Genomic DNA, 12,351 nt, shown 5'->3' with positions numbered 1-12,351 from the left:
AAGGAGAAGAAAAATGACTGCTAACTATCAAGATACTTTCAAAAATCAATATTTCGTTGTGACTGGTGGGAATCAAGGACTTGGCGCTTGCGTTTCAAACCTAATCGCAGAACGTGGCGCAAAAGGCATTGTTATTTGTGGGCGCTCTGTTGAAAAAGGTAAAAAACAAGAAGAACAATTAAGAAAATTAGGGTGCGATGCTCATTTTGTAGAAGCTAATTTTCTCGATGTTGAAAGTTGTAAGCACGTTATTGATTATGCAGAAAAACATTTTGGAACCTTAAATGGTTTGGTTAATTGTGCCGGCATGTCTGATCGTGGTACTATTGTGGATACAAGCCCAGAGCTTTTTGACAAAATATTTGCGGTTAACATAAGAGCTCCTTTTTTTCTGATTCAACATGCCATTAAACTGATGATTCGTAAAAAAGTAGAAGGATCAATTGTTAATATTATTACCATTACCTCTCACGGTGGTGAATCTTTCCTAGCCCCGTACGCTGCATCCAAGGGTGCGTTGGCAACTTTGACACACAACGTAGCCTATAGCGCAATGCGCAATCGTATTCGAGTAAATGGGCTAAATATTGGTTGGATGGATACCCCACATGAACATGAAATCCAAAAACAATACCATAATGTTTCTGATAATTGGTTAGAAGAGATCGAAAAAAAACAACCTTTTGGAAGATTATTAAAACCTCAAGAAGTCGCCAGAGCAGTTTCTTTTTTGCTTTCGAAAGAATCTGGGATGATGACTGGATCTGTCATTGATTTTGCACAAGGTGTTATTGGTTGTGGAGATCAAGGTGCCCCTCAACCCTTGCATCCATTATCCCTATCTTAATATTCTATAAGGAGCCAATTATATGACTTATTCAGTTTTTTCGACAGCAAACAATTCGAATATTTCACAATTTAAAAAATTATGTGAACAGCATATAAATAAACAAGAATATCCTTTTGCTCACGACATCATTAATAATGTAATTATTTATGATGGCGATCATTTACACCAGCAGTCAAAAGAACATAAACAAGCTATACAAAGTGAAATCTATAAAGCTTTGGCAAGCGGTTCTGGGATAATTGCAATTAAAAACATGTGGTCTGACCATCAATTACTAAACCAACATAATGAAATATTTAATCAAATTCTTCAAGAAGAAACGGTAAGCGGCATTGCAGCAGATCATTTTGCAAAAGCTGGAGCCAACGGGCGTATTTGGAATTCATTTCAAAAGGTTGCATTAAAGGACGCAGATTCTTTTATTGATTACTATAGTAATCCTTTATTATCTCTAGTCTGCCAATCATGGTTAGGGCCATATTATCAAGTAACGGCTCAAGTTAATATTGTTCGACCAGGTGGGAAAGCCCAACAACCTCATCGAGATTATCATCTGGGATTCCAACAAGAAGATGATGTCGCTCTATTTCCGCTACCTCTACAAGTCATGACACAATTTATGACTTTACAAGGTGCTGTAGCACATTCCGATATGCCTATTCAGTCAGGTCCAACTTTGTTATTACCTTTTTCTCAACAATATAAGGAAGGCTATCTTGCATGGCGCAAAAAGGAATTTATTGAATATTTTAATGAACATGCCATACAAGTTCCGCTTGAAAAAGGAGATGGTTTATTCTTTAGCCCTGCCCTGTTCCACGGTGCTGGAAATAATCATTTAGAAAATTTTAATCGTATTGCCAATCTACTACAAATTTCATCAGTTTTTTGCAAACCTATGGAAACTGTTAATCACACTAAAATCCTGAGTAATATTTATCCATCTTTATTAAAAAAATATCAAAATAATCAACTTGTTCATTTAGAAGAAATTATTACCGCTGCTGCGGATAGTTATTCTTTTCCAACTAATCTTGATACGGATCCACCAGTTTATGGACTGGCTCCAATGACGCAACATCAATTAGTCAAAACGGCATTAACAGAAGGTTGGGATGCACAACGCTTTACTCAAAAACTAAATGAGATTAATCATAAAAGACAAGCTTAAAGAAACTTATACAAATATAGAATTACAGATATATCCTATATTTGTATAATTCAAGCCTAGGCAAAAATTTCATAAACTGCAACGGAAACCGCAATAAGCCCCATAATCGTTACAAATATATTGCTTGGTTTCCCTTTATATTTTGCCAATGCTGGCACTGTGTGAACAGCATACATAGGCATTAAAAATAAAAAAACTGCAAATACTGGACCGCTGATTGATTCAATTAATGTCAAAACATTGGGGTTATAGATTGAAACCAACCATGCAGTGATAAAAATAAAAATAATCGTGCAAATATGTAATATTTTACCTTCTTGAATATCGATATTTGCAAATTTACCTGTCTTAATAACGACGCCATGAATACCTTCTTTTGCGCCCAAATAATGCCCTAAGAAAGATTTACACATAGCAACAAAAGCAACAATAGGTGCAACCCAGCTAAGGAAAGGGGTTTGAAAATGATTGGCTAGATAAGAAAGTATCGACACATTTTGGATTTTTGCTTCGTGTAAATTTTCTGGTGTTAAGCATAATGAGCAACTAAATACAAAAAACAAGACAGTTACAACCATTAAAATATTACTATATTTGATGATTTGAGAGCATTTTTGTTCAGCAAGCTCCTCGCCGTATTCTTCAGTTTTTGCCACAGCCAAAGAGGATATAATTGGAAAATGATTAAAGGCATAAACAGTAACAGGAATTAACAACCATAACGTTAATAATAACCCATTCCCCCCTTGATGCACAGCCCCTGAAAGACTAACATTTTTGAAAATATCCCCTGTCCACTGAGGAATAAGTGACAACGAAATAATCATCAAAATCGCAATAAAAGGATAAACCAATGCAGACATAATATTGACAATTAACATTTTACCACATTGAACAATCAACATTAAAAAAGCCACGAGTATAAATGCGATTAAAGCCCTTGATGGAGGGAGAAGATGAAGTTGATACTGAATAAAACTTTCGATTGTATTGGTTAAACTGACACTATACATCAGCAAAATCGGATAAAGTGCAAAACTGTAAAGTAAGGTAATTAAATATCCTAGGAATTGACCAAATTGTTGCTCTACCACAATGGTAATATCATTTCCTTTACCACTCAGAACAAATCGACACAAAGCTCTATGGGAAAAAAAGGTCATTGGGAAAGCTAATACAGACATAACTAGCAAAGGAATTAATCCACCTGATGCTGCATTAATTGGCAAAAACAGAACCCCTGCACCAATCGCAGTTCCATACAAACTTAGCATCCAAATTGTATCAGAAGAGCCCCATTTATGAATGACGCTAGAACTATTTTTTTCCATCAGAAATAATCACTTTGTTCATTGTAATAAAATTATACTTTTCTTAAAAGCGCGATAATATTATTTCAAATAAACAAGAATGAAAACTATTTATCTCAAGAGAATAGTAAAAAGTATATTCACTGTGACTAACTTAATTCTATAATGAAAGCATTACATAAGGTTTTTGATATTCTTGATGCTGTATAATTTGCAAGTCAGCACCATACCAAGTTTTTAAAATTTCTTCAGTTAAGACTTCTTGAACATTTCCTTTGGCAACAATTGATCCTTTATTTAATAAATAAATTTGATCTGACCATAAAGAGGCAAGGTTTAGATCATGCAAGACCATACAGACTGACAAAGGAAAATTTTGGACTAGCTTTTTTAACAACCGTAGCATTTGTTGCTGATGATATAAATCCAAAGCCGAAGTCGGCTCATCAAGAAATAACCAGCCTGATGGCCCCTGCTCTCTCCATAATTGTACCAATACTCGAGCCAACTGTATTCGCTGTTGTTCCCCACCAGATAAGAAAGCATAGTCTTTATTGACTAATTCTTGGCACTCGGTCATTTCTGTGACTTCGTCGATCATCGCTTTGTTAATTGGCTCTGCCCAAGGAGAACGTCCTAATTTAATAATATCAATCGCAGACAATGAAAAAGTAATCTGACTTTGCTGTTTCATCACAGCTCGTTCTTTTGCAAGCTCCTTTTTTCGCCAATCTTGTAATTTTACACCTTTTAAATAACACTCACCGTTTGTTGGATGATAAAACCCTGTCAGCACTTTAAACAAAGACGATTTTCCAGCACCATTCGGGCCAATTAATGTAATAAACTCACCTTGATTTAACGTGATGGATACATCTGACAAAATGGATTGATTATTTTTAATCAAGTGAATATTTTTGCCTTCAAGACGATTATTCAATTGATTATTCATGATCTACGCTTCCATTGCTCTTTTAAAATCAACCAAAAAAACCAAGGTCCACCCAGCAAGCTGGTTAATAATCCAACAGGCATTTCCGCAGGTTGAACCATTGTTCTTGCTATCGTATCTGCAACCAAAAGTAAGATTGCTCCGCTCAATGCTGAAGCTGGCAACAAGACCTTATGATTATTGCCAAATATTAGGCGCATCGCATTTGGAATAACCAATCCTAAAAAGCCAATTATCCCACTGATCGAGACTGCTGTTCCAACAAGTAAAGCACTCAAGATGAGTAATTGTCTTTGCGTCTTATGCACATTAATCCCCAGATAATGCGCATCTTCTTCACCCAATTGCAGCAAATTGAGTTGTTTTGCATAACATTGTATCAAAACGATTGTTGGAATAATTAAGCACATAGAGATGATAATTAATGGCCATTGAGTCTGACCTAAACTCCCCATACCCCATAAAGATAATTGTCTTAATTGTTGATCGTTACTAACCCAAGACAAAATCCCAACCGCAGCGCCCCCAAGCGCATTAATCGCAATCCCAATCAGTAATAAACTAGAAAGATTCCCTTTGGTTAAACCACTTAATTGATAAATCAAAAGCGTTACCAACAGACTACCTATAAACGCAGCAATAACAGGCACCCATAATGACAAAAAAGCAGGTAACCCCAAAGGAATGACCAATGCAATTGCCACAGCTAATCCCGCACCACTGCTGATCCCCAATAAGCCAGGATCAGCCAATGGATTACGAAAAAGCCCCTGCATCACAGTTCCAGATACTGACAAAGCAATCCCAATAATGACAGCCAACAAAATGCGCGGCAATCGAATATTAGTCCAAATTTGAAAATCCATGTCTTGTGGATCGGCGTTCAATAAGGCAGACCATGGTAAATGCACTGGACCAATATTAGCAGCCCCTATTATTGATCCGATCAGAACCAATAATAGGATAGCCAGATAAACTTGATATCGTTTATCCATGAGGTAATGCTTCAGCCTTTGCACGTAAATCTTTGATCGCATCAGGTGTTCTGATTCCGAACCCTAATAATGCCATTTGATCGATCACAATTAGATTATGCTTTTTGCCTGCTGGAGTCATTGAAACACCAGGTAACTTCCATAAATTATCCGCACCACCAATGGTTTTGATGGCATCGCTGTCCGTCATGATAATATCTGGTGCAGCGGCAATAATCCCTTCTTGAGACATTGGCTGATAATGAAGCGAAGTTCCCATTCCATTTTGTAAACCCGCATCATGGATGGCAGAATCAGCAGCTGTATCCCGCCCAGCAACAAGATTGCTCATGCCACCATGTGCCATAATATAGATCACCTTAACAGGCAGTTGTTTTGAAGATAAAGCAGCAATAGTTTTATTCATTTTATCTTGTAAAGGCTTTGCTTCTTTTTCACGATGTAAAGCCTTAGCAATCGTTTCTACTTTTTGAGGAATTACTTGTAAAGAATGTTTGCCAGAAACATACACAACTGGAATACCCACTTTTTTAATTTGCTCTAGCACCGCAGAAGGTTGAGCAAGATCGCTGGTAATGACCATTGTGGGTTTTAATGATAAAATACCCTCGGTATTTAATTGACGCATATAGCCAATATCTTTGACTTTGTTGACCGCAGCAGGTTGATTGCTGGTCGTATCACGACCTACCAACTCGTCTTGAGCACCCAAAGCAAAGATGATTTCAGTCACATCCCCACCAATAGAGATAATTCTTTCTTTGGCTTGTGCAGAAACAGTCGTAACCAATAGGGATAACGTGGCAAAACAAAGATGAGCTAGTTTCATGCTACTTTTTCTTTCACAGCAATCGCATTAATTTGATTGCGCCAAACCTCTTGTTCCAAGTCACCTTCGGTTCTTTGACCATATAATTGAGCAATTTGCGTGCCATCTTTGGCAAAGAGTTCAAGGCTGGTCACATATCCTTCTTTGGTTGGTTTACGGGTAACCCATGTTTCAGCAATGTGGTCTTCCATTAAATGCATGGTGAATTTTGAGTTGAAGATATTTAACCAATTATCTTTAGGCATCAATTTTTCAACCACGCCTGTAAAGATTTGCACGCAACCACGATTACCAATGAAAATCATAATTTCATTTTGATCATTGAATGCCATATCTAGAACTTGCGAAAGCGCGCTATTATCGACTTTGCATGCCAAATTATCACTGACAGAAGAGAATGCTTGTTGGCGTGTTACATTATGACGTGTCAATAGGCTAAAGAATTGATGTACGTCTGTCATTGCACGCCATTCTTCTTCGATCTTCTTCGCATCGAAAAATGCATTTTCCGATACACGTTCAAGCTGAGAAACAATAAATTCTTCTTTGGCTTCAACTGTGAACTTTTCGACCAAAGCATCCCATTCTTGACGGTTGGTATCATCAGTCATATAGATTTTTAGGATTGCATCGCCATAAGCATCAAAAATCTGAATGCTTTCTTTTTCCCCGCGTCTGGTCATTTCTTTGATATAAAAAGAGCTTACCCATTTACCCACAAAAAGACGTTGATCCAACGCACGAGGGTTTAAAACAAGCCCACCATGATTGCCCAGTTTCACGTTATCATATTGCCCAGCTTGCTCATGAACAGCATATTCATTACGAACAATATTCATGGTTTCTCCAACTTTGTGAAGTTCTTTTAACAAAGTAGAAAAATCCGTGGTAAATGCTTTTGCATCGGCTCCAATACGAGCATGGCACAGCTCTGCTTCGCTGATGCCAATCATCCCAGCCAAATCACGTGCAAATTTACCCGTATGTTCGGATTTAAGGGTTAAATAACGTTGATAATATGCGTTCATTATAAACCATCCATAGGTTATCTTTTAAAGTTTGATATTCAATGAACGGTATATAAGCATAATTAAGAACGATTATCAATATCAAATGAAATTGATTCTTAATATCACATTTTATTCTCTAATTTAAACACACTCATAATATTGTCATTATTTCTTTTCAAATTTTGTAAACCTGATATGTAAAAAGCATACATTTCATCAATAATTAAACCTATTTGTTCTTTACAAGAATTATCTTGTCCTAGATGGTAAAGCAATTCTTTGATAGATATAATTTTACATGTACCTCGTATTAAAATGTCATTAACATCATTTGTAAAATCATCACATAACTCAATAACATCAGCTGAAAAATTATATTTTCCTAGATTAAGAATAAAAAAATTAAAATGAAAATTAGTTTTTTCTTTAATATATATAAATAAACTAAATAAACAATTGTATGTATTATATTCCTTATAGATTTCTGGAAAAAACATATAATCATCAAGACCATAAACATTATTCATATTTTTTTTATCTTCTATATAAATACTATCAATACCAGTATATAAATTTCCTATTATATTAGTATAAAATTTATCAATAATTTGTTTTTTATTTTCTCTATAATTATATAATTCAACCCTTTTAAATAAAGGTATAAAAATCATATTCAAAGTATCATTTTTATCAAAATTATATAAATATTTTATTACAGGATACAAAGTTCTACTTTTTCTTATATGCCGTTGAATTTGAATATAGATGGTTTTTTTTATATCTATAGATAAAAATTTTATAAATTGAGCTGCATGATATTCTTGAACAGATTTATGTAAGAAAATAATATAATTATATCCGTCCCGTTGAATAATACTAGTTATACCGATAAAATCCTCAATAATTGCTTCAGCAGAAACATCATAAATATTTATTAATTTAACAGCGTTTTTCATATATTCAAGGATTGAAGTTTCCGTGAAATCATATTGGTTTTCATAAATAGACAAAAAACATAAGGCACAAAAGCATTGATATGCTTGATTTTTATCTAAATTGGCTTTTTTCTCCCTCGTATAATTTTTAGATTTATCATGATGTAAATATAAAGTAACGAACAAACGATCGTAAAAATCAATCGTATTTTCAGGGATACTATCTAAATGAGGATAACAAATATAAAATAATGTTGCTAGTAACGGTGTATTAATCGTTTCAACCAAACTTTGGTTGTTTTCTAATATCTCTGATATATTGAAATAGTCTTTTACATCTGTATTTTGATAATGATCTAATTTTTCAATAATGGCAATAATATCGGTTTTCTTGATAGGTTCTACATAAAAATTACAAACTCCCGCCTCTCGACATATTTCTGTGTCATGTCGGCTGGTTATAATAATTTGAGTATTATATTTTTTATTCAGATAGAATATTTCTTTTAGTAATTGATTTCTATACTCTGTCTTAACCTCGTCAAAACCATCAAGAAGCAATAATATATTACCACTTTCTAATAAATTCTCTATATCTTCTTGTTTAGCTTCAACTCGTAATTGATTTAAAATTAAATTTAAACTCTTAATAATATCATCACTTTCAATCCTTCGTAACTCCATAAAAAATGGAATTTTCTTGCCGTATGTCAGTGCTTCTAAAAAGATCTTTCTTAAAATTGTGCTTTTACCCTGCCCTGCATATCCAATAATATTGATAATTTCATTATTTTCATAAACAAACCCATCTTCAATTAATAGACTATTCTCTCGATCTTTTATTGCTAATGGGTGATAAATTTCATTTAACAAAACATCTTTATCAGCACTATGAATAGTCCTCATTTTCATCGTAGAATAAAGATGTTTTTCTAAGTAAATGTCATAGGTTTCTTGTTGAGATAATTGTTCTACAATTGTTTTCCCTTTGGAAAAAATACTTTTCCACTTTGTTTTAATAGCTTTATCTATTGATGTATCAACAACTTTTCTGATACCAGCTTGCACTGCCCAGCCAGCAACTATACTTGGCGTAATATCCATTCATAAAACCCTTTACCTATAATCCATTAGGTAATTATATTAAATTGTTAACGATATTTATATATCTAAATTGAATAAATATACGCACCACTCAAAGTTTTATTCATGAAATATATTCATTATAATATGTAAAATAATCTGACTAATCCTACCCACTACCGCATGCTATAAGTATTTCTATACTAAAATAATTTCATTATAAAGGAAGTTAAAAATGAAAAAAACTCGCCTTGGTCAACATGGTCCAGAAGTATCAAGGATTGGTTTTGGATGTATGGGAATTAACTTTGGTTATGGCACCTCAATGGGAAAGCAAGAAGCCATTACTTTAATTCGTCAGATCTATGATCGTGGAGAAAATTTTTTCGATACAGCTGAGGTTTATGGCCCTTATATTAACGAAGAAGTTGTCGGTGAGGCTTTGCGTCCTGTTCGGGATAATGTTGTCATTGCCACCAAATTTGGTTTCAATATTGTTAATGGACAAATGCAAGGCCTTAACAGCCGACCAGAACATATTAAACAAGTTGCAGAAGCATCTTTAAAAAGACTAGGCATTGATGTAATTGATTTATTTTACCAACATCGTGTTGATCCTGATGTTCCCATAGAGGATGTAGCTGGTACCGTCAAAGACCTGATCCAAGAAGGGAAAGTTAAATATTTCGGTCTTTCTGAACCCAGCGCAAAAACCCTTCGTCGTGCCCACGCCGTTCAACCTGTGACTGCTATACAAAACGAATATTCAATGTGGGTCAGAGACCCAGAAACCAATGGAATTTTTGAAGCATGTGAAGAACTTGGGATTGGATTTGTTGCCTACAGTCCTTTGGGAAAAGGGTTTTTGACAGGAGCAATGGGGAAAGATACAAAATTAGATGTAAAAGATTTTCGAAGCATATTGCCTCGTTTCCAAGAAAATGTGTTTGAAAAAAATCTTGAGCTTGTTCAATTATTGCAAAAAATGGCTTCAGAAAAACATATTACCCCTGCACAGCTTGCAATCGCTTGGATTTTAGCTCAAAAATCATGGATCGTTCCAATTCCCGGAACAACGAAACTCCATCGTTTTGAAGAAAATATTGGGGCTGATGCAGTCGAACTTAATCAACAAGATTTGGACTTAATTGCAAAAGCTCTTAAAGAAGTTGCCATTGAGGGAGAAAGATACCCAGAACCATTTATGAAACTGGTTGGCAAATAAATATATTTTATATCTCATAATAAAGTTGGCTTATACTGCCAACTTTACTTTAATAAAATAATTCAAAGCTGCTAATTATTTAGTATTCTTTATAAGGTAAAAATTTACCACTCATCACAATATTAACGCGATCTCCATTGGGATCATTTTCACGTTTTAAATCCATTTTAAAATCAATTGCACTCATAATGCCATCACCAAACTCTTCGTGAATAAGCTCTTTGAATGTCGTGCCATAAACATTTACCAATTCATAAAAGCGATAAATTGTTGGATCTGTGGGAACAACTGTTGGTAAGCTGCCTCTGTAAGGCGTTACCATCAGCCATTTTTTTTCATTTTCTGTTAAATTAAAAATCTCAGCAATTACAGAAGCTTGTTTTTCGTTGCAAGTCATTTGCCCTAAACATGCTGCCGTTACCCACTCTTTGCTGCGCCCAACTTTTTTAGCAACATCTGCCCATTTCAGACCTTGAGTTACTTTTGCAGTAATAATTTTTTCAGTTACTTCTAAACGGCTCATTGTTATTTCCTTAGTCTTAAAGAATGAATAATTTCTTGGTCGTTGATATGGCTAGTTTATCAAACAGTAATCCATGTTACAATTAAGTATAAAGAACAGGTATATATACATAAAAAGGATGAAATAATCACATAATATTATATCATTAAGAATTTCATTCTTTTTACAAAATATTTCTATATAAATAGTTTATAAACCGCTGCTGATATCGCAATACATCCCATCACAACAATAAAGATATTACTTATTTTCCCTCTGTAGCGTTCTAAAGAAGGAACAGTATGGATGGCATACATCGGCATAAGAAATAAAATCATTGCTAATATCGGACCGCCAATAGATTCAATCATTCCTAAAACACTTGGATTTAACGCTGCAACAATCCATGCTGTAATAAACATGAAAAGCAAAGCACATTTATTCAGTGTTTTTTCTTCGGCAGTCTTCCCAAAATAATGCATTGATTTCAAAACGACACCATTGAATCCTTCTCTTGCCCCAAGGTAATGCCCCAAGAAAGATTTTGAAATGGCGATAAAGGCAACAATAGGCGCAACCCAATCTAAAAATGGTGTTTTAAAATGATTAGCCAAATAGGAAAGAATAGAAATATTCTCTGCTTTTGCTTCTTGTAAATTAGCAGGGCTTAAACATAATGCACAGCTGAACACAAAGAATAACACAGTAATAACCATCATGATATTACTATACTGAATGATTTTTGAGCATTTTTGCTCTGCACACTCTCCATATTCTTTACGTTTAGCAACCGCCAAAGAAGAAATAATCGGAGAATGATTAAACGAAAAAACAGCTACAGGAATAATCAACCATAACGTTACTAATAATCCACTGCCTCCACTTTTTGTGGCGCCAGATAAGTCAATATGTTGGAATATATCCCCCGTCCAATGCGGAATTAAATATAAAGCAATCAGCATCAATACAGCAACAAAGGGATAAACCAACGTTGACATCACACGGACAATCAAATACTCCCCAAATTGAACAATTATAATCAAGAAACTTATTAATAAAAAAGAAACAAGTATCCTAGACGGTGGAGTCATGTGTAGTTGATTTTGAATAAAACTAATGACTGTATTGGTAATGCTGACACTATAAACAAGTAAAATTGGATAGATTGCAAAAAAATATAATAACGTAATTAAATATCCCATCTGCTTGCCGAATTTTTCTTCGACAACTTCGGTAATATCATTATTGGCTGAATTGCCTGAAAGAACAAATCGACATAATGCTCGATGTGCAAAAAAAGTCATCGGAAAAGCAAGAATTGCCAAAACAAGTAAAGGGATTAATCCACCCGCAGCAGCATTAATCGGTAGGAATAATACTCCTGCTCCAATTGCAGTGCCATAAAGGCTGAGCATCCAAACGGTATCAGAAGAACGCCATTGAGGCATATCATTGGAAATTTCTTTTTGCACCATCGCTATAATCGCTT

Annotated in this window: 11 protein-coding genes; 3 read left to right on the top strand and 8 right to left on the bottom strand. The window is 34.6% G+C overall.

Features of this window, described 5'->3' with window-relative positions; translation table 11 throughout:
* Window positions 1–13 precede the first annotated feature (13 nt).
* A complete protein-coding gene (locus PQG54_RS03760; RefSeq protein ID WP_271788809.1) occupies window positions 14–847 on the top strand; it encodes an SDR family oxidoreductase in 834 nt (277 codons plus the stop codon).
* Between the two features lie 22 nt (window positions 848–869).
* Window positions 870–2,021 carry a phytanoyl-CoA dioxygenase family protein gene (locus PQG54_RS03755; RefSeq protein WP_271788810.1) on the top strand — a complete coding sequence of 384 codons (1,152 nt, stop codon included), beginning with the start codon at window positions 870–872 and terminating at the stop codon, window positions 2,019–2,021.
* Window positions 2,022–2,077: 56 nt separating this feature from the next.
* Here the strand turns inward: PQG54_RS03755 and PQG54_RS03750 are convergent, their stop codons facing one another.
* From PQG54_RS03750 to PQG54_RS03725, 6 genes are all read right to left on the bottom strand, one after another.
* A complete protein-coding gene (locus PQG54_RS03750) occupies window positions 2,078–3,352 on the bottom strand; it encodes an aromatic amino acid transport family protein (protein ID WP_271788811.1) in 1,275 nt (424 codons plus the stop codon).
* Between the two features lie 139 nt (window positions 3,353–3,491).
* Window positions 3,492–4,283, bottom strand: a complete 792-nt coding sequence (locus tag PQG54_RS03745; protein WP_271788812.1) for a heme ABC transporter ATP-binding protein — start codon at window positions 4,281–4,283, stop codon at window positions 3,492–3,494.
* Window positions 4,280–5,278 (bottom strand): FecCD family ABC transporter permease, encoded by a 999-nt coding sequence (locus tag PQG54_RS03740; protein WP_271788813.1) that lies wholly within the window; start codon window positions 5,276–5,278, stop codon window positions 4,280–4,282. Before PQG54_RS03740 ends, PQG54_RS03745 begins: the two co-directional genes overlap by 4 nt.
* On the bottom strand, window positions 5,271–6,107 hold the full coding sequence (locus tag PQG54_RS03735; protein WP_271788814.1) for a heme/hemin ABC transporter substrate-binding protein: 837 nt from the start codon (window positions 6,105–6,107) through the stop codon (window positions 5,271–5,273). The genes PQG54_RS03740 and PQG54_RS03735 overlap by 8 nt, the downstream gene beginning before the upstream one ends.
* Complete coding sequence (locus tag PQG54_RS03730; RefSeq protein ID WP_271788815.1) at window positions 6,104–7,135, bottom strand: hemin-degrading factor; 1,032 nt, start codon at window positions 7,133–7,135, stop codon at window positions 6,104–6,106. The genes PQG54_RS03735 and PQG54_RS03730 overlap by 4 nt, the downstream gene beginning before the upstream one ends.
* Window positions 7,136–7,239: 104 nt before the next feature.
* Window positions 7,240–9,156: an NACHT domain-containing protein gene (locus tag PQG54_RS03725; RefSeq protein ID WP_271788816.1), complete on the bottom strand. Its 1,917-nt coding sequence runs from the start codon at window positions 9,154–9,156 to the stop codon at window positions 7,240–7,242.
* A gap of 214 nt (window positions 9,157–9,370) precedes the next feature.
* Here PQG54_RS03725 and PQG54_RS03720 point away from each other — a divergent pair, with 214 nt between their 5' ends.
* Entirely contained in the window at window positions 9,371–10,360 is a 990-nt protein-coding gene (locus PQG54_RS03720) for an aldo/keto reductase (protein WP_271788817.1), read from the top strand.
* 79 nt (window positions 10,361–10,439) lie between these two features.
* On the opposite strand, the gene cynS is transcribed toward PQG54_RS03720, so the two are convergent.
* Together cynS and PQG54_RS03710 are read right to left on the bottom strand one after the other, a co-directional pair.
* Complete coding sequence (cynS, locus tag PQG54_RS03715) at window positions 10,440–10,883, bottom strand: cyanase (protein ID WP_271788818.1); 444 nt, start codon at window positions 10,881–10,883, stop codon at window positions 10,440–10,442.
* Window positions 10,884–11,059: 176 nt separating this feature from the next.
* Window positions 11,060–12,337, bottom strand: coding sequence for a serine/threonine transporter (locus PQG54_RS03710; RefSeq protein WP_271788819.1), 1,278 nt, complete (start codon window positions 12,335–12,337; stop codon window positions 11,060–11,062).
* Window positions 12,338–12,351: the final 14 nt, after the last annotated feature.

This window comes from Commensalibacter communis, from assembly GCF_947179015.1.
Taxonomy (GTDB): Bacteria; Pseudomonadota; Alphaproteobacteria; order Acetobacterales; family Acetobacteraceae; genus Commensalibacter; species Commensalibacter communis.
Note: the sequence above shows the minus strand (reverse complement) of the source record. Positions and strands in the feature narration are given on the sequence as shown.